This window comes from Marinobacter sp. ATCH36 (assembly GCF_023555055.1).
Lineage (GTDB): Bacteria > Pseudomonadota > Gammaproteobacteria > Pseudomonadales > Oleiphilaceae > Marinobacter.
Genome location: NZ_JAMJPL010000001.1, coordinates 450,358 through 469,441 on the forward strand (window position 1 = coordinate 450,358; position 19,084 = coordinate 469,441).

The 19,084-nt window shown below is 55.8% G+C and carries 13 protein-coding genes; 11 read left to right on the forward strand and 2 right to left on the reverse strand.

Annotated elements, in window-relative coordinates:
• The first annotated feature begins 33 nt into the window (after positions 1 to 33).
• The 4 genes from mnmE to M8010_RS02005 all read left to right on the forward strand — a co-directional run bounded on the left by mnmE (position 34) and on the right by M8010_RS02005 (position 5,900).
• Positions 34 to 1,401, forward strand: a complete 1,368-nt coding sequence (mnmE, locus tag M8010_RS01990; protein ID WP_250087424.1) for a tRNA uridine-5-carboxymethylaminomethyl(34) synthesis GTPase MnmE — start codon at positions 34 to 36, stop codon at positions 1,399 to 1,401.
• A gap of 111 nt (positions 1,402 to 1,512) precedes the next feature.
• Positions 1,513 to 2,322 carry a tetratricopeptide repeat protein gene (locus M8010_RS01995; RefSeq protein WP_250090092.1) on the forward strand — a complete coding sequence of 270 codons (810 nt, stop codon included), beginning with the start codon at positions 1,513 to 1,515 and terminating at the stop codon, positions 2,320 to 2,322.
• Positions 2,323 to 2,346: 24 nt separating this feature from the next.
• Positions 2,347 to 4,695 carry a bifunctional diguanylate cyclase/phosphodiesterase gene (locus M8010_RS02000; protein WP_250087426.1) on the forward strand — a complete coding sequence of 783 codons (2,349 nt, stop codon included), beginning with the start codon at positions 2,347 to 2,349 and terminating at the stop codon, positions 4,693 to 4,695.
• A gap of 149 nt (positions 4,696 to 4,844) precedes the next feature.
• Positions 4,845 to 5,900: a cytochrome-c peroxidase gene (locus M8010_RS02005; protein ID WP_284047932.1), complete on the forward strand. Its 1,056-nt coding sequence runs from the start codon at positions 4,845 to 4,847 to the stop codon at positions 5,898 to 5,900.
• Positions 5,901 to 5,972: 72 nt separating this feature from the next.
• On the opposite strand, the gene M8010_RS02010 is transcribed toward M8010_RS02005, so the two are convergent.
• Entirely contained in the window at positions 5,973 to 7,793 is a 1,821-nt protein-coding gene (locus M8010_RS02010; protein ID WP_250087434.1) for an acyl-CoA dehydrogenase C-terminal domain-containing protein, read from the reverse strand.
• 245 nt (positions 7,794 to 8,038) lie between these two features.
• Here M8010_RS02010 and M8010_RS02015 point away from each other — a divergent pair, with 245 nt between their 5' ends.
• From M8010_RS02015 to M8010_RS02025, 3 genes are read left to right on the forward strand one after another with little or no spacing between them, the layout of a single operon-like run.
• Positions 8,039 to 8,599, forward strand: a complete 561-nt coding sequence (locus M8010_RS02015; protein WP_250087436.1) for a DUF3833 domain-containing protein — start codon at positions 8,039 to 8,041, stop codon at positions 8,597 to 8,599.
• Positions 8,600 to 8,621: 22 nt separating this feature from the next.
• Positions 8,622 to 9,716, forward strand: coding sequence for an efflux RND transporter periplasmic adaptor subunit (locus tag M8010_RS02020; RefSeq protein ID WP_250087438.1), 1,095 nt, complete (start codon positions 8,622 to 8,624; stop codon positions 9,714 to 9,716).
• 3 nt (positions 9,717 to 9,719) lie between these two features.
• Positions 9,720 to 12,869 (forward strand): efflux RND transporter permease subunit, encoded by a 3,150-nt coding sequence (locus M8010_RS02025; protein WP_250087440.1) that lies wholly within the window; start codon positions 9,720 to 9,722, stop codon positions 12,867 to 12,869.
• Positions 12,870 to 12,879: 10 nt separating this feature from the next.
• On the opposite strand, the gene M8010_RS02030 is transcribed toward M8010_RS02025, so the two are convergent.
• Complete coding sequence (locus M8010_RS02030; RefSeq protein WP_250087449.1) at positions 12,880 to 14,154, reverse strand: EAL domain-containing protein; 1,275 nt, start codon at positions 14,152 to 14,154, stop codon at positions 12,880 to 12,882.
• A gap of 651 nt (positions 14,155 to 14,805) precedes the next feature.
• Between M8010_RS02030 and mnmG the strand changes: the two genes are divergently transcribed.
• From mnmG to M8010_RS02050, 4 genes are read left to right on the forward strand one after another with little or no spacing between them, the layout of a single operon-like run.
• A complete protein-coding gene (gene mnmG, locus M8010_RS02035) occupies positions 14,806 to 16,692 on the forward strand; it encodes a tRNA uridine-5-carboxymethylaminomethyl(34) synthesis enzyme MnmG (RefSeq protein ID WP_250087451.1) in 1,887 nt (628 codons plus the stop codon).
• Positions 16,693 to 16,700: 8 nt separating this feature from the next.
• Positions 16,701 to 17,363, forward strand: coding sequence for a 16S rRNA (guanine(527)-N(7))-methyltransferase RsmG (rsmG, locus tag M8010_RS02040; protein ID WP_250087453.1), 663 nt, complete (start codon positions 16,701 to 16,703; stop codon positions 17,361 to 17,363).
• 2 nt (positions 17,364 to 17,365) lie between these two features.
• Positions 17,366 to 18,160, forward strand: coding sequence for a ParA family protein (locus M8010_RS02045; RefSeq protein ID WP_250087455.1), 795 nt, complete (start codon positions 17,366 to 17,368; stop codon positions 18,158 to 18,160).
• Between the two features lie 51 nt (positions 18,161 to 18,211).
• A complete protein-coding gene (locus M8010_RS02050; RefSeq protein WP_250090095.1) occupies positions 18,212 to 19,084 on the forward strand; it encodes a ParB/RepB/Spo0J family partition protein in 873 nt (290 codons plus the stop codon).

Sequence of the window (19,084 nt, forward strand, 5' to 3'; positions counted from 1 at the left end):
CGGGAGCCTCTGCTGTTTCAGGAAACTGTCAAGATGTTTACCACCGATACCATTGCCGCCATTGCCACAGCACCGGGCCAGTCCGGCGTCGGTATCGTGCGCGTGTCCGGCCCGGACGCAGGCACAATTGCCCGCCGAATGCTGGGCTTTGAACCCAGGCCACGGTATGCCCACTATGGCCCGTTTCGGGACACCAACGGCGAATTGATCGACGAAGGCATCGGTCTGTTTTTCCCCAATCCCCACTCGTTTACCGGCGAAGATGTATTTGAGCTTCAGGGGCACGGCGGTACCGTTATCCTGGACCTGTTATTGCGAACCGTCTGTGAACTGGGGGCTCGCCTGGCACGACCAGGAGAGTTCTCCGAACGGGCTTTTCTTAATGACAAGCTCGACCTGACCCAGGCCGAAGCTATTGCTGATCTGATCGAGAGCAGTTCTGAACAGGCTGCGCGCTGCGCAGTCCGGTCGTTACAGGGCGTGTTTTCCCGCCGGATAGATGCTCTGGTAGAGGCCGTTACCCACCTGCGTATTTACGTTGAAGCGGCGATTGACTTTCCTGAGGAAGAAATAGATTTCCTCGCCGATGGCAAGGTCGCCAACGATCTTCAGGACATCATTCGGGATCTTGGCATTATCCTGGCGGAAGCCCAGCAAGGAACGATACTCAGGGATGGTATGAAAGTGGTTATTGCCGGACGCCCCAATGCCGGAAAATCCAGCCTGCTGAATGCGCTGGCAGGGCGAGAAGCCGCTATTGTAACGGCCGTAGAGGGCACAACCCGTGATGTTCTTCGGGAACACATTCATATCGATGGCATGCCTCTTCACATTATCGACACCGCTGGCCTGCGTGACAGTCCTGATGAAGTGGAACAGATCGGCATTGCCAGGGCATGGGAGGAAATCCGTCAGGCCGACCGTATTCTACTGATGGTAGATGCCACCACCACGCCGGATACCGAGCCCCACCGATTATGGCCGGATTTTATTGATCAGCTACCGCAAGGTGCTCCCCTCACCGTGATCCGTAACAAGGTGGACCTGACTGGAGAACCCGTGGGTATCGAACAAACGGGTGGGGAATCGGCACCGGTCATTCGTATTGCTGCCAGATCCTCCGAGGGACTGGAGGTTCTGCGGAGTCACCTGAAACAGTGTATGGGATTTGCCAGTACTACGGAGGGTGGCTTTATTGCCCGACGGCGTCATCTGGATGCCCTGGAACGGGCGCAGGCATTGCTGCGGCAGGGTGAAGAACAGCTACAGGGCTTTGGCGCGGGCGAGTTGCTCGCAGAGGATCTGCGGACAGCCCAGGACGCCCTTGGAGAAATTACCGGTGCAATGACACCAGATGAGTTGCTTGGTAAGATCTTCAGCAGCTTTTGTATTGGTAAATAAGCACAGGGAAACCTTTGATGTAGTGCTGTTCCATTTGAAACTGGACGATCCGGTGCCGAAAACGGCCACAAGGTTTCGATGTATCGTTGGTACTTTTCTGTTTTGACCATCATGTTGCTGTCGGGGTGCGCAGGCATCGACGGTGAGCGTTTGTCGAAAGCATCGTCGGAAGTTGTGTCCCGGACAGGGAATGCGGTGAAGGCGATCATCACCGGGCCTGACGAAGAACCCTACGAGAGACAGCGTCAGGCTCTTTTTGATCAGCCCTACATTGACCCGCTCACCGATTACCTGAAAGCGCATGGTGACGACACTGACCGTGAAACATTACTCCGGCAAATAGCGGATGAACGAGATCGCCGCTGTCAGGTTATTGCTGAGAATTATGCCGAAGAGCCAGCAACAGAAGAGAAACTTATCCGTTATCGAGCCGGATATTCCTACTCTTGCCCAGCCGAGGTGAAAGCCTTTTCCGAGCGGGTGGAAAGGGAACAGCAGAAGGAAGCTCCATCGACGGTCGTTGGCTCGGACAGTAGTAAATCCGCCGAAGAGCCAGAAAAAGAGCACGAACAGGACGCCAGTGACTGTTACCTGTTAACCAGCATCCGCAATTACAGTGCGGCCAGGGAGGCCTGTCGTGAATTTGCCGAGAATGGTGATCCGCGATCCCAGGCTAATATGGCATTGATTGCCCACGCCTTTGAAGACTACGCCAGTGCCTTCAAATGGGCGCAGAAAGCGGCCCCCGTGTCGGGCAAGGCATCCTACCTTCTGGGCCAGATGTATGCGTCTGGCCGCGGAGTCGGGCAAAATCCGGAGCAGGCCGTATACTGGTATGACAAGGCCGCCAGCCTGGGGCATGAGGAAGCCCGCATGGCTCTAAAGCGTTACCGGGAACAAACACCCGCCGACGGTATCTGATTCTCCGCCGAAGGATATCCATTCATGCCGGGACAATATCCCCGCCGCCCGACATACTGGAAGAACCCCTCCTCCCGGCAGTCCGTCATGTGGTTGCTGGGCCTACTGATACTGGTGTTTGTGGCCGGTATGTTGCTGCTGTCCCGCCTGAATCTCAATTATTCCCGGGATGCCCTTTCCGAGCTCCGGCGTCAGCAGATTCATGAAGTCGTCAGTGCGGGCTTGATGCGTATCAATGCGCGTCAGTCGGCATTGGCGAGCTATACCAAGACTCTGGCAAATGTTGGAGAAAGCTTTCATTCGATAGCACAGGGCGGTAATCCGGAGATCAACGAGTCTGCGCTACGGAACCGGCTCGAAAACTCTCTGAAAGATCATCTGCGGGATTTCGAGGGAGCTGCCGGAGGCGGCTTATGGTTCGAACCCGGTGTTATGTCAGAGCCGGATACCGGTTATATGCCCTACTTCATTCTGAATTCGGGTGAGCCGGGGCTGGAGCGGCTCGATGTTGAAGGCCGTCTCAGGAATTTTCGCAATGCCCTCTGGTTCAGTCGCACCCTCGGGCCGAAGTGGACACCGTCTCCGGATAACGCGGGTGAGGTCTACTGGTCACCGATATACTACGATCTCAACACGGAACGGGCGGTACTGACTCTCGCAAGCCCGATGTATGACCGGCAGAATAATCTGCTGGGTATGGCAACGACCGCCTGGACAGCAGATCAGATCATTGATGTTGTCAGCCGAATCACCGTCACAGAGCACAGCTTTACGTTCCTCAACGACCGCAATAACCGCAATCTCTCAAGCCTCAGCAAGGGTGAGGATACCCGCGAAGAACAGGCACTGATTGATGCCATTCTGGCACTCGAACTGGCTGGTGATACCGGAGCACGTTTCGGACCCAAGGCCCTTGCTACCCGCAAGCTAACGGTGGGAGAAGATGACTACGAACTTTATTACGCAGCTACCGCCGGCGGCATGGTGTACGGCGCCGGAGTACCAGTGGATGAAATCAACGCAGTCCTGAGGCCCATGGAGCAGACCAACCAGCGCATTCTGGTGGGTACGGTTTCAGCCATGCTGCTTCTGAGCCTGTACCTGTTGTACCGGATTATCCAGCTAATCCGGGAGCTGCAGGCCTCCTATACCGATGAGCTCACCGGATTGCCCAATCGGGTCCGCCTGTTACGGGATCTGCAGACCCGTGATGATATTTCGCTGTTGATAATCAATCTGGACCGTTTTAACGAGATTAACAGCCTGTTCGGTAATGACTGTGGCGACCAGGTATTGTTATCAATTGCAACGCGTCTGACTGATTTCAATAATGAGAAGGATCGGGATCAGCTCAGGGTTTACCGGCTACCGGGCGACGAATTTGCGATCCTCGCCCCGTGTCTGGAGGCGCAACCCATCCACGAGTTGGCCGCTCAACTACGCCAGCTGGTTAACGGAGAGCGGATATACTGGCAGCAGCAGCCGTTGACGCTGGACGTCACTATCGGAATGGCCGTGCGACGAGACCGGAAGAGTGGAGATTCCGCCGACCAACTGGTCAGCCAGGCCAAGGTAGCCGTGCTGCAGGCCCGAGAACAGAACCGTCATCACCTGCTTTACGATCCCGCTGTCGGAGTTGAAGAGAATTACGAGGCCAATCTTTACTGGGCTAACCGTTTGAAAGCGGCTATTGACGACGACCGTCTGGTGCCCTGGTTCCAGCCAATTTACGACAATGAACAACAGCGTGTGACCAAGTATGAGTGTCTGGTGCGGATGGTCGAGCTGGATGGTCGTTTGGTCGGTGCCGGCCAGTTTGTGAAAATTGCCGACCGGTTGCGACTGAACCGCAGAATCACAGTGTTGATGATTGAAAAGTGTTTCGCCCGTTTTTCTGACCGGAACGAGGAGTTTTCCATCAACCTCTCATATGGCGATATTGCTGATCCGGAAACAGTGAGCAAAATACTGGAGGCACTGGACCATTACGGCATTGGTAACCGGGTGATATTCGAGATTCTGGAGTCGGACGGTATTACCAACTACGATGAAATCCACCATTTTATCGAGCAGGTAAAGCCTTTCGGCTGTCACATTGCCATTGATGATTTTGGTACCGGCTACTCCAATTTTGCTCACCTGTTGAGCCTGAATGTTGATTACATAAAAATCGACGGCAGCCTGATCTGCAATCTGCATGAAGACTACACCGCGTTTCTTGTGACCAGTGGCATTGTCCAGTTTGCCCGCAGCCTGAACATTCGGACGGTCGCAGAATTCGTTCACAATGATGCTGTTCAGGAGCGGGTTCGCGAACTGGGCATCGACTTTTCTCAAGGTGACTACTTCGGCATGCCAGAAGCGCTGTTATAACGGCTGATTGCAGCCTGTCTGAGACCAAATTTGATGGACATCAAATTAGAATCCGGTTTCCTGATTTCGAGCTTTTTTCCCCTGAACCCTATGTTACGTTTAGTTAACACAAACCCCGGGTATATCGGCGTAATGCAGGGAGAAACACAATGGTGAGAGTAATAACCGGCTTGGTACTGGCTACAAGCCTCGGGCTTGTATCAGGTATCACAGTAGCAAGCGAGCTGAGGGAACGGGCAAATGACATGTTCGGTACAGTTCCTCAGTATCCGCCGGAAATTGACGGCAATGAAATGACGCAGTCAAAAATCGAGTTGGGAAAAATGCTGTTCTTTGAACCGCGCTTGTCCTCGAGTCACCTCATCAGCTGTAACACCTGTCATAACGTTGGAATGGGCGGCCATGACTACCTGCCTACCTCCATTGGCCATGGCTGGCAAAAAGGGCCAAGGAACTCGCCAACGGTCTTTAATGCAGTTTTTAACGCTGCCCAGTTCTGGGATGGCCGTGCGGCAGACCTGGCCGAGCAGGCAAAGGGTCCGGTTCAGGCTGGCGTGGAAATGAGCAGCACACCCGAGCGGGTTGTCGATACGCTCAGCAGTATGCCCGAGTATGTGGCAGCGTTTGAGGATGCATTCCCCGGCGAGGATGAACCGGTAAGCTTTGACAATATGGCTGTAGCCATCGAAGCCTTTGAAGCAACCCTTATTACTCCGCATGCCCCCTTTGACGACTTCCTCAGGGGTAATAATTCGGCCCTGAATGATAAAGAAAAAGAAGGCCTGGCCCTGTTTATGGACAAGGGTTGCGCTTCATGTCATGGCGGGGTGAACTTTGGTGGTCAGGAATACTATCCGTTTGGTCTGGTCGCCAGGCCTGGCGGTGAAATTCTGCCCACCGGTGACAAGGGCCGCTTTGCTGTCACTAACACAGCGTCAGATGAATACGTATTCCGTGCCGCACCATTGAGAAATATTGAACTGACAGCACCATATTTCCATTCCGGCGCCGTCTGGAGCCTTGAAGAAGCGGTGGCTGTAATGGGTACTTCTCAGCTGGGTGCCGAACTGAATGAGGCCGATGTGGACTCAATTGTGGCTTTCCTGAAAACGCTTACCGGTCAGGTTCCGGAAATTCGTTATCCGGAATTGCCACCAAGCACTGACTCCACACCAAAACCGGACCCTATGACTTCGCTCAAGTAAGTTATCCGGTCATTACAAAAAGGGGAGCCAGTCTTGGCTCCCCTTTTTGTTGTTGCGGGTATTGAAACAAAGTCAGCCAATAAAGTTCATATCCTTTGCATCCAGCTGCATCAGGTTCTTGCTCGGGCTGAGCATGCTGGTGGCATGGGCTAGGGCTCGCGGCAACAATCGCTCGTAGTAGAATTCTGCGGTGGCCAGCTTGGCGCGGTAGAAGTCGGCGGAATCGGCTCCGCCGTGGTCCAGTTTGTCGGAGGCAACGGCGGCCATCCGTGCCCACATGTAAGCCATGGTGACGTAGCCACTGTACATCAGGAAATCATTGGCGGCGGAGCTGACCATATCGCGATCCGTACGGGCTGCCAGCATCAGACGAACGGTGAGCAGGTTCCATTGGGCCGTGAGTTTAAGCAGCTCTACCGCGAATGGCCGTACAGTTTTGTTGGCCAGTTGTTTGCGGGCAAAGTTGGCAATCCTCAGAGTGAACTCTCTTACAGCTCCGCCCCGGGTCATGATCAATACCTTGCGGCCCAGCAGGTCCAGTGCCTGGATACCGGTTGTGCCCTCGTAAAGTGTAGCAATGCGGGTATCCCTGACGATCTGCTCCATGCCGTGTTCGCGGATGTAACCATGGCCGCCGAATACCTGTACGCCCAGGTTGGCAGCCTCGTTACCCAATTCGGTCAGAAACCCTTTCAGTATCGGCGTGAGAAAGCCCAGCCTGTCATCGTAGCGGTCGGCTTTCTTGTCATCGCCGGTAGTATGGCCTTCGACCATATGATCCGCCAGGCGAGCGGCGTAATACAGCATCGCGCGGCCACCTTCGGCAATGGCTTTCTGGGTCAGCAGCATACGTCGTACATCGGCGTGGTGAATCAGGGCGTCCGCTACCTGTTCCGGTTCCTTTTTACCAGACAATGCCCGCATGGATCGCCGCTCTTTAGCGTAGTCCAGTGCCCACTGGTAAGACAGTTCCGCAGGCCCGACACCCTGAATCGCAGTACCAATACGGGCGGTATTCATAAAGGTAAACATGCAGTTCAGCCCTTCATTTTCCGGGCCGATCAGAAAGCCTGTGGCATCGTCGAAATTCAATACACAGGTAGCAGAGGCCTTGATACCCATTTTCTTTTCCAGGCTGCCGCAGGTAACGCCGTTGCGCTGGCCAACGCCGCCATGTTCGTCCGGCAGGAATTTGGGCACGATAAACAGGCTGATACCCCGCGTACCCTTGGGGGCGTCGGGCAAACGGCCCAGCACGATATGAACAATATTTTCGGTCAGGTCGTGATCACCGGAAGAAATGAAAATCTTGGTGCCAGACAGCTTATAGCTGCCATCGGTCTGAGGTTCCGCTTTGGTCTTTACCTGCCCCAGATCAGTACCACACTGGGGTTCGGTCAGGCACATGGTGCCACCCCAGCGGCCCTCGGTCAGCGGTAACAGATAGATTTGTTTCTGGTCCTCGCTGCCATGCAGAAAGATGGTATTCATGGCGCCTATGGAGAGGCCGGGATACATGGAGAAAGGCCAGTTAGCTGTGCCCATCATTTCCTGTTTCAAAAGACCCATGGAGGCAGGCAGACCCTGACCCCCGTATTCCTCCGGAGCGGAGAGCCCCTGCCACCCGCCCTGGGCGTATTGCCGGTAGGCCTCGGGATAACCTTTTGGGGTTGTTACCTCTCCGTTCTCCAGTTTACAGCCTTCCTCGTCACCGCTCTGGTAAAGCGGACTCAGCACCTCCTCACAGAACCGGCCGCACTCGTTGAGTATGGCGTCGACGATATCGGGGGTGGCATTTTCGCCACTGTTGAGCCGGGTATAGTGCCCGGGGTAATCAAAAACCTCGTTGAGCAGGAATTTCATGTCGCGCAGAGGCGCCTTGTAAACCGGCATGACAATACCTCTGTGGTTCTTTTTACAGTGTTGGTTAAGGCCGGCAGCCTTTCTTTAGGTAATGTTTTACGGCATTGCCCGGAATCTGCCATTGACGATAATCTCTACTGCTGGTGTCAGAAAGGACAATTGGCTGAAATGACTAAACCGGCCATGGATGGTTTCGGCAATGATCGATAACAGTGATTCCGGCGTATTTCAGGTGCTGTCTATTGATTCCGAAATGTCCCGAGAGTGTAAAAGTCATGCAAAGTTCCGCCGGATTGAAGGCCATCACTGGTCTGCCCCGTTATCTGTGGTTATTGTTATCCATATCCTTTCTTGTTGGCTGCGCCGGGCCAGCATTGGAAGACTATCAGGATCGTGAGCCGGTACTGACGCCCCAGGAATTCTTCACTGGCGAACTTTCCGCCCGGGGTGTGGTCAAGAATTTCTCTGGCGAAGTAATTCGTACCTTTGATGCGGATATCTCCGCGAGTTGGGACGGTAATGGTGTTGGAACGCTGGACGAAGTCTTCCGGTTTGATGACGGCGAGGTGCAGACCCGGGTGTGGACGCTGACACCGGACAATGGTGCCTTGCATGCCGACGCCGGAGACGTCGTGGAGCCAGGCACCATGCGATGGCAGGGTAACGCCATAAATATGAATTATGTCCTGCGGGTGCCATACGATGATGGCACTATAGATGTCCGCATGGATGACTGGATGTATCTGATCACACCCGACACTCTGATTAACCAGACCACCATGAGTAAATGGGGAATCGAAGTGGGCGAAATTGTGCTGGTGATCAGCAAGAAGTAACAACACACTGAACGAGACAAATATGGTTAAGCAATGGCTGATCGCCCTGGTACTTGTAGCGCTTGCAGTCGGAGGTGCTTTCTCCTGGCAGTACCTCGCCGGGAAGGAAACCGAGAGTGCACAGTCGGAAAGACCGGCCAGTAAGGTCAATGCGGTCAGCCCGGGTATGGAGACGGTGCGGGATTCTGTCAACGCCGTGGGGAACCTGCGGGCCCTTGAGCAGGTTGAATTGACCACGGAAGTCAGCGGCCGTGTGGTGGAAATGAACCTCGATAGCGGCAAGCGGGTCAGTCGGGGCCAGTTGTTGTTGCGCCTCGATGATCGCCAGGCCAGGGCTGATCTTCAGGTTGCAGAAGCCACTCTGGCGGATGCCCGCCGTCAATATGAACGGGCACAGCGCCTGCAGACCAACAACAGCATTTCCCAGTCCCAGGTGGATGAGCTTCGTACGGCCATGAATGTGGCCGAGGCCCAGCGAGAGTCTGCCCGGACCCGGCTCGACAACCACCGTATTGAAGCACCTTTCGAAGGTGTGATTGGTCTCAGCGATATCAGCCTCGGCACCTACCTCAGCTCCGGAACCTCGGTAACGTCCCTCGATTCAACGGATCGCATGGAGCTGGGCTTTTCCATACCGGAGCGCTTTCTTGGCCAGATACAGATAGGGCAGATGGTTCGTGGTTTTTCGCCCGCCTATCCTGATGAAGGTTTCCAGGGTGAATTGGTGGAGCTGGGAACGCGGATCAACGAACTCAGCCGGACACTTCCTGTGCGAGCGGTCATCGACAACCCTGACGGCAAATTGCGTCCCGGGCAGTTCATGTCTGCCAACCTGACACTGCGGGAGCGCGAAGCACTGGTCATTCCTGAGCAAGCGGTCATGATTCGGGGTGCTGACAAATACGTCTTCGTTGCCGAGGACGGTATCGCCCGTCGGATCTCCATTGCTCTGGGCTCCAGATCCCCGGGCTGGGTAGAAGTCTCTGAAGGACTATCGCAGGAAGACCGGGTGATTGTTACCGGTCAGGATCGGCTCAGCAGTGGCGACCGCATTGATGTGGTGGATGACGACAAAGCGATTCCTGAAAACCGCTTTGTCAGTTCCCGGGAGTCCTGATCCATGATCCTCTCGGACATCTCCATCAAACGGCCGGTTTTTGCCACCGTAATAAGCCTGCTGATTCTGGTTTTTGGTCTGGCGGCGCTGCGCGGCCTGCCAGTGCGCGAGTACCCGGATATCGACCCGCCGGTGGTCTCTATTTCCACCGATTATACCGGCGCGGCAGCGGAAGTGGTCGACACCCAGATTACCCAGGTGATCGAGGGGGCCATCAGCGGCATAGAAGGTATCCGCTCCATCGAGTCGAGTACGGAGCAGGGAGAATCCCGCACCTCTATCGAATTCAACACGTCACGCAATGTTGATATCGCCGCCAACGATGTCCGGGATGCCGTTGCCCGGGTGGCTAATGATTTGCCCGAAGAAGCGGACCCGTCTGTGGTTCGTAAGGCTGATTCCGATGCCCGCCCGATGATGTGGATTACCCTGCGCAGTGACGTCTGGGATAGCGCTGAACTCAGTGATTTTGCAGACCGGGTACTGGCAGACCGGCTTTCAGTGCTTGATGGTGTGGCCGATGTACGTATTGGCGGTGAGCGTCGCTACGCTATCAGGGTGTGGCTGGACCGGGAGCGGCTGGCTGCACGTGACATTACCGTTGCCGAGGTGGAGCAGGCGCTGCGATCGAACAACGTGGAGTTGCCGGCCGGTTCGGTGGAATCCTCGACGCGGGACTTTACCGTGCGGGCCCAGGGACGCTTGTCGGAAGTGGAGGAATTCCGCAATCTGGTCATTCGCCGCGATGGAAATGACCTGCTGCGCCTGGGGGAGGTTGCCAATGTGCAGATGGGGGTGGAGTCCGACACCAGTCGCCTGCGGGCCAACGGCCAGACCGCGATCGGTATGGGCGTCATTCGCCAGTCGAAATCCAATACGGTGGCAGTGTCCGACCTGGTGCGGGCAGAACTGGACAAGATTCGCGACACTCTTCCCCCGGAAATCAGCATCGCTGAAAGCTACGACGAGTCCATCTTTATCCGCGCCTCGATCAAGGAAGTGATTGTCACCCTGGCTATTGCGGTGTCACTGGTTATTCTTGTTATCTTCATGTTCCTGCGTTCGTGGCGGGCGACGCTGATTCCGGCGGTGACCATACCAGTAGCCGTGATTGGTGCGTTTATAGGCCTTGGTGCGCTTGGCTTTTCCATTAACGTGTTGACCCTGTTGGCGGTGATTCTTGCCATCGGCCTGGTGGTGGATGATGCCATCGTAATGCTGGAGAACATCCAGCGACGTATTGACGACGGTGAACCGCCCCTGCTGGCGGCCTATCGTGGTGCGCGGCAGGTGGCGTTTGCTGTTATCGCCACTACTCTGACGCTGATTGCGGTGTTCGTGCCCATCTCGTTCATGGGGGGCAATGTTGGCCGACTTTTCGCGGAGTTTGGTTTTACCCTGGCGGCTGCGGTTGTGGTATCCAGTCTTGTTGCACTGACACTGGCGCCGATGTTGTGTTCAAAGTGGCTGAGGCACAGCCCGGAAACGGAAGAGGGCCATCGTCTCTGGGCTGCCAGCGAGCGTGCGCTCAATGGGCTTACCAACGGCTATGCTCGCATGTTGCGGTTTTCCCTGCGCCAGCCCGGCCTGTTGCTGGGCCTCGGTGTGGTGGGCCTGATCATGGCGGTAGTGGTCTTCCCGCAATTGCCTCAGGAACTGGCACCCACCGAGGACCGTGGTGTCATTATAATGCCCACCAGCGCCCCCCGAGGTTCCACGGTGGAATACACCGACCACCATGTCCGCAAGGCCGAAGAGCAGTTGCTGCCTTACCTGGAAGACGGCAGTGCCACCCGTTTACTCTCCATCGTCGGGTTCCGCAACGAAGCAGACAATGCCTTCATGATCATGGGCCTGGCGCCCTGGGATCAGCGGGAGATCAAGCAGCAGCAAATTACCAGCGAGCTTCGGGGAAAACTGGCGAGCATTCCCGGTGTGCGATCCGTCGCGGTCAATCCACCGGGCCTGGGCCAGCGTGGATTCAATCAGCCGGTGGAGTTTGTTATCGGTGGCCCTGATTATGAATCAGTCCAGGCGTGGAGCGAGGAAATTGTCGAGCGGGCACAGGAGAACCCCAACCTGCTCAGCCTGGAAACCGACTTCGAGCTGACCCGCCCGGAACTGAACGTCACCATCGACCGGGAACGCGCCGCGGATCTAGACATTACCGTGGAAGACGTGGGTCTGACCCTGCAAACCATGCTGGCCTCGCGACAGGTAACCACCTATCTGGACCGTGGCCGGGAGTACGATGTTATCGTGCAGGCGGCGGATATCGACCGGGCCACCCCCAACGATCTCGGGCGTGTGTTTCTGCGTCCACGACAGGGTGGTGATCTGATTCCCCTGGAAGCTCTGGTAACGATTGAGGAGGTGGGGGCCAACCCGGACTTGCGGCGAATCGATCGATTACCGGCCGTGGTCATCAGCGGCTCCCTGGCAGACGGCTATGATCTTGGTTCAGCCCTGAACTATCTGAATAACCTTGCTGTGGACAACCTGCCGCCGGAGGCCAGGGTCAGTTACAAGGGCCTGAGCCGGGAGTTTCAGGATTCGTCCGCGGCCATTTACGTGACCTTCGGTCTGGCGTTCGTGATTGTTTTCCTGGTGTTGGCGGCGCAATTCGAAAGCTGGATTCACCCGATGATTATCATGCTCTCCGTGCCGCTGGCGGTAACGGGTGCATTGTTTGCCCTTCTGTTTTCGGGCATTACCCTGAATATCTACAGCCAGATAGGCATCATCATGCTGTTGGGGCTGATGGCCAAGAATGGAATACTGATTGTGGAATTTGCCAACCAGCTGCGGGACAAAGGTTACGAAGTGCGTGATGCCATCCTGGAAGGCGCGATACTGCGCTTCCGGCCGGTTCTGATGACCACTATCTCGACCGTTTTCGGTGCAGTGCCACTGGTACTGGCAACCGGTGCCGGTGCTGAAAACAGGGCCTCCATCGGCATCGTTATCCTTGGCGGATTGATCTTCGCCACCACCCTGACCCTGTTTATCATTCCTGTGCTTTACAATCTGCTGGCGCGCTTTGCGAAATCCACCAATGCGGTCGCCCTTGAGCTTGAGAAACAGGCCAGTCACTCTGCAGGCGGCCGTGGAGTGGCCGCAGCTCCGCAATCGAAAGAGATGGATCGGTTCTGACCGAGGCCACCTACAGCGTTTGCGGAAAACAGAGCTGGCCGTCAAATAGTTCGTCAGGGTGAAGGTCGACACAGAACACTTTCCGGTCGTTACCGATGGTGAGTGATGTGGACAATGTCACCGTACGAACGGCGTCCGGCAATGCCACATAGGGCCGAGAGGCATTGAGAAGTTGCGGCCGGGTCAGCGCATTACGGAAATATTCCCGATGGGCCCAGCATGCGCCTGCGGATTGATAGAGCGGATTAAAGTTATGTGGTGCGGTATCGTGCGTGGAACACACAAGATTCCCCTGCTGAACACCATCTCTGTTGAGCAGGAAGCAGCGTTTGACACCCTCGATCTCAAGTGTTGTTTCGCAGGCAGCGGTGAACCGTTCACCTCTGGCCAGACGGTGACAGGCTTCCAGAATTTCAAACCTCAGTAAACGTAAAAAACCCTCATGGTCTGAACTTTCGTTAATCGAAAATTGTACAGACTGGTTCATAACCAGTTTCAAGGCGGCCTCGCCCTGTGCCACTTTGTCCTGATTGATGACATCAGGCATCCCCAGCAGAAATCCTTGCAGTAAATCGGCCTCTGTTGCCAGCGCAATCCGGGCCTGCGCCTGGTTTTCAATGCCCTCCAGGAGTACCAGGCTGCCACTTTCGCGGATCATCCGCACCAGGCTTTCCAGCAACTGGCGGGCGCGGTGGTGCTGTTCGGCATTGACCAGCAGACTGCGATCAAGCTTTACAATCATCGGGTCCATCTGCCATAGCCGCTCGAAATTCGAGTCTCCAGTACCAAAATCGTCGATTGCGATACGGAAACCCCTGGCTTTTGCGATGTCTATAAACTTTAACAAGGCGCCTGGGTTTTCGCTGGCAGTCTCCACCAACTCCAGCACCACCTTGTCGGCGGATACGCCACAAGCATTGCACTGCTCTATGAGACGGTCCAGGGAAGAGGCAGGATGAGTGCAGGTCTCCGGATTAATATTGAGAAATAGCCACGACGGTATCGAATGCTCTGCAAAACGCCTCAGGTGACGGTGTAACAGGAAGTTGTCCAGTTCCACTGTCTGTTTGCTGCTACGGGCGTTCTCGAACAATTCCACTGGTGACACTGGCTGGTGATCACGATTTACTCGCACCAGCGCTTCGAAACCGACGAGTTTCTGGTGGGTCGGGCTGAAAATTGGCTGATACAGGGAGTTGAAATCAAACTCTGCAAAAATATTCTTTTTCCGATAGGGATGAGCGTTGCGCGTTCGGTAACGTGAGAACGAAATTACACTGGCCATGATCAGGATCCTTCAACAGTGAAGCCGAGCTGGTCTGGACTTTTGCTGAATTTTTAGTGATAGCAGTAAACCCTCGCGAATTTCATGCCAATTTGTCATAAAACAGGCGTTAAAGAGCCGATAAAGACGTCAATAAAAAATCATCTTTTGAGGCCGCTATCAATATGCACCTTAAAAGGGCAAAAATGCGTCCGGAGGTTTGAATTCGCCCATAAACAGAACAGCGGGGGAAAGAGGCCTGCAGATTCTGGGATGAGCTTGCAAAGTTGTGGATAAATAGTTGGATAACCTTCGGATAAGCTTTGATTAAATCTATAAATAACTATTAAAAACAGTGTTTTAATTAGGTTTTAATGCCCTTGTTGGCATTCCAGGAATGTGGATAACTTTCTTGAAAAGTTTTTTGAAAAGAACTCTACAAACCGCTGAAATTTTTCGAATTTCGGTTTTTCCTTATCCATGAAACCTGCCGTGGAACACCTGAAAGTGACTGAAAGGTGTACTGGGGGTTCATGTGGGTCGCCAGTCTGGTTAAAATTTGCACATTCTGACTGCAATTTACCGGGTTAGGCGTTATACTCCCCGCCCTGATTTTCAGGCTGTTTTTTTATACCCGGAATTTTTTGATACCCCGTTTGCCGAGGTGATGTAGTGGATTATCCGACCCGTTTCGACGTGATTGTCATTGGTGGTGGCCATGCCGGCACTGAAGCTGCGCTGGCGGCCGCGCGCATGGGCTCACAGACCCTTTTGCTGACCCACAACATCGAAACCCTGGGCCAGATGTCTTGCAACCCGGCCATTGGTGGCATTGGTAAAAGTCATCTGGTGAAAGAAATTGATGCTCTTGGTGGTGCCATGGCGATGGCCACTGACAAGGCTGGCATCCAGTTTCGTGTGCTTAACTCCCGCAAGGGCCCGGCGGTTCGCGCTACCCGTGCGCAGGCCGACCGGGTACTGTACAAGGCGGCGATCCGCGAAATCCTCGAGAACCAGCCCAACCTGACCCTGTTCCAGCAGGCTGCCGACGACCTCATTGTTGAGCGCGAGCGCATCACCGGCGTGGTGACCCAGTCCGGTATCCGTTTCCGTGCGCCGACTGTGGTGCTGACCACCGGCACCTTCCTGGGCGGTGTGATTCACATTGGCATGCAGCAACACTCCGGCGGCCGTGCCGGTGATGCACCGGCGAACGCCCTGGCCCAACGTCTGCGGGAACTACCGTTCAATGTCGGGCGCCTGAAAACCGGTACCCCGCCCCGTATCGATGCCCGCAGTGTGGATTTTTCGGTGATGCAGGAGCAATGGGGCGATGACCCGGCACCGGTGATGTCGTTCCTGGGCTCTCGCGATCAGCATCCGGAGCAGGTCTGCTGCCACGTGACCCGTACCACCGAGCAGACTCACGACATCATTCGCAGCGGCTTCGACCGCTCGCCCATGTTTGCCGGTAATATTGAAGGCATCGGGCCGCGCTATTGCCCGTCCATCGAGGACAAGGTCAACCGCTTTGCGGACAAGGACTCGCACCAGATTTTCGTGGAGCCGGAAGGGCTAACCACCAACGAGTTGTACCCTAACGGCATCTCCACCAGCCTGCCGTTCGATATCCAGCTGGCCGCCGTGCGTACCATTCCCGGGTTCGAGAATGCCCATATTACCCGGCCTGGTTACGCCATCGAGTATGATTTCCTTAACCCGCAGGATTTACGCCATACCCTGGAAACCAAGTTTATTCGGGGGCTGTATTTTGCCGGCCAGATTAACGGCACCACGGGTTATGAAGAAGCCGGAGCCCAGGGCCTGCTGGCGGGTATCAATGCCGCGCTTCGTGCTCAGGACCGGGATGAATGGTATCCGCGCCGCGACGAAGCCTACCTCGGCGTGCTGGTGGACGATCTGATCACCATGGGCACCTCCGAGCCCTACCGTATGTTTACCAGCCGCGCTGAATACCGGTTAATCCTGCGGGAAGATAATGCTGACCTGAGGCTGACCGAAACAGGCCACAAACTGGGGCTGGTGGATGAAACCCGCTGGCAGGCATTCAACACCAAGCGTGAAGCCATCGCCGCCGAGCGTAAACGCCTGGAAACCACGAGGATTCACCCGGGTACAGCGGGTGGCAAGTCAGCTAACAGCTTTCTGCGTCAGCCCATGAACCGGGACCAGACCCTGGCGGAACTGCTGCGGCGCCCGGAGATCAACTACAGCCATATCGCGCAGATGGCCGATGGTGTGGCGGACGATCCCGTTGTCGCGGACCAGGTGGAAATCGAAATCAAGTACGAAGGCTATATCTCCCGTCAGACAGACGAAATCGAACGCCTGCGCCGGAACGAGAATACCCGGTTGCCGGACGATATCGATTTTGATGCTATCGGCGGTCTGTCCAACGAAATCCGGCAGAAACTGAAAGAAGTCCGGCCGGAAACCGTGGCCCAGGCTTCGCGCATCCAGGGGGTGACTCCGGCGGCGATTTCCCAGGTGCTTGTGCATCTCAAGAAGCGCGACCTGCTGCGCAAACAATCCGCCTGAGTGCGCCCATGAGCGACGCAATGTGGCAACGCCAGCTCGCCGAGGGGCTGGCCGACCTCAGCCTCGAACTTGATGACGCCAGCCAGCAGCAGCTGCTGGCGTTTCTGGCTTTGTTGAACAAATGGAACCGGGCTTACAACCTCACGGCCGTTCGTGAACCCCGGCAAATGGTGTCGCGCCAGTTGCTGGACAGCCTCAGCATTCTGCCGTTCGTGACTACCGATCATTTGCTGGATGTGGGTGCCGGTGGTGGACTGCCCGGCATTCCTCTGGCCATTGCCTTGCCTCATAAACGGTTTACGCTGCTGGACAGTAACAGCAAGAAAACCCGGTTCCTGACCCAATGTGTTCTGGAACTGAGGCTTGAGAATGTCGATATTATTCACGGTCGTGTGGAAAACTGTGACCCTGCGATCCAATACCGTCAGATCAGCAGCCGGGCATTCACGGCTTTGGACAACCTGATCGCCTGGTGCGGACATTTACTCGCGGATGAAGGCGAGTTCCTTGCCATGAAAGGCCAGTTTCCGGATGATGAGGTGGCTGCCCTGCCGGTAGGGTGGCAGGTAACGGCCCGGCATTCGCTGTCGGTGCCCGGCTCGGACTGCGAACGGCATTTGCTGGCGATCGGGCGGGATTCCGGCGATCAGCGTTTCACCACAGGAGGCTAGTCATGGCGCGTGTGATTGCAGTGACCAATCAAAAAGGCGGTGTGGGTAAAACCACCACCTGCGTGAACCTGGCGGCTTCCCTGGCTGCAACCAAGCGCCGGGTGTTGCTGGTGGATATGGATCCTCAGGGCAATGCCACCATGGGTAGCGGTGTCGACAAGAATGCTCTGGAGCGCTCCGGTTACGACATGCTTACCAAGCGCGCCACGGCCGCCGAAGTGATCTTCCGGGCAGAGGCCTCCGGATTTGACATCCTCCCCGCCAATGGTGACCTGACCGCTGCCGAAGTGGAGCTGATGAACGAAATCGGCCGCGAACATCGCCTGCGCCTCGCCCTTAACAAAGTGCGGGAAAATTACGATTACATCCTGATCGATTGCCCGCCGTCCCTCAGTCTGCTGACCGTCAATGCGTTATCTGCGGCTGACACCGTGCTCATCCCGATGCAGTGCGAATACTATGCACTGGAGGGTCTGGCGGCACTGATGAATACGGTTGAGCAGATCCAGGAAACCGTTAATCCGGATCTGCAGGTAGAAGGTATCCTGCGCACCATGTATGACCCGCGAAACAGCCTGACCCTTGATGTATCCGGTCAGCTCAACGAATTTTTCGGCGATAAGGTCTACAAGGCAGTGATTCCCCGCAACGTGCGGCTGGCGGAGGCGCCCAGTTATGGCGTACCGGCATTGAAATACGATCGTACCTCCAAGGGAGCAATCGCTTACCTGGCGCTGGCTGGCGAAATGGTTCGCCGGCACGGTTCACAAAAGACATCCGCGGCCGTTGCCGTGTAAACTACCTCTCCTTTGCACACAGATTTTTCAGCGGGAAGAATGACAAACACCATGGCGGCGAAGAAACGAGGATTGGGCGAGCGCGGTTTGGGCGCTCTGCTGCAGGGCTCCAGGGTCAACCTGGACCAGGAACTGAAGGATCACGACGGCGAGTTGCGTGAAGTTCCGATCGACCTGATCCAGCGTGGCCGGTTCCAGCCCCGCCGGGATATGGACCCGGCGGCCTTGCAGGAACTGGCTGACTCCATCCGCCAACAAGGCGTGATGCAACCGGTTGTGGTGCGCCCGATCGCAGAGGGCCGATTCGAGCTGATTGCTGGCGAACGCCGCTGGCGGGCGACACAAATGGCCGAGCTCGATCGTATCCCTGCCATCATTCGTGATGTGCCGGATGACGCCGCCATTGCCATGGCGCTGATCGAGAACATCCAGCGCGAGAATCTTAACCCCATTGAAGAAGCGTTTGCGTTGCAGCGGCTGCAGGACGAATTCGGCCTGACTCAGGCGCAGGTGGCGGAAGCAGTCGGTAAATCGCGAACAACCATCACTAACCTGCTGCGTCTGATCAGCCTGTCTGAAGACGTGCGGCTAATGCTGGAACATGGTGATCTGGAAATGGGCCATGGTCGTGCCATGCTGACCCTGCAGCCGGAACAGCAGATGCAGGTAGCGAAACAGGTAGTGGCCAAGTCCCTGTCGGTTCGCCAGACTGAAGCTCTGGTTCGCCGGGTGCAACAGGAAATCCCGGGACGCAAGAAATCCCCTGGTGAGTTGGACCCCAATATCCGTGCCCTTCAGGATGATCTTGCTGAACGTCTGGGTGCGCGGGTGTCTATCGATCATGGTCAGCGTGGAAAAGGCAAGCTGGTGATCCAATACACCTCACTGGATGAGCTGGATGGTATCCTGGGCCACATCAAGTAG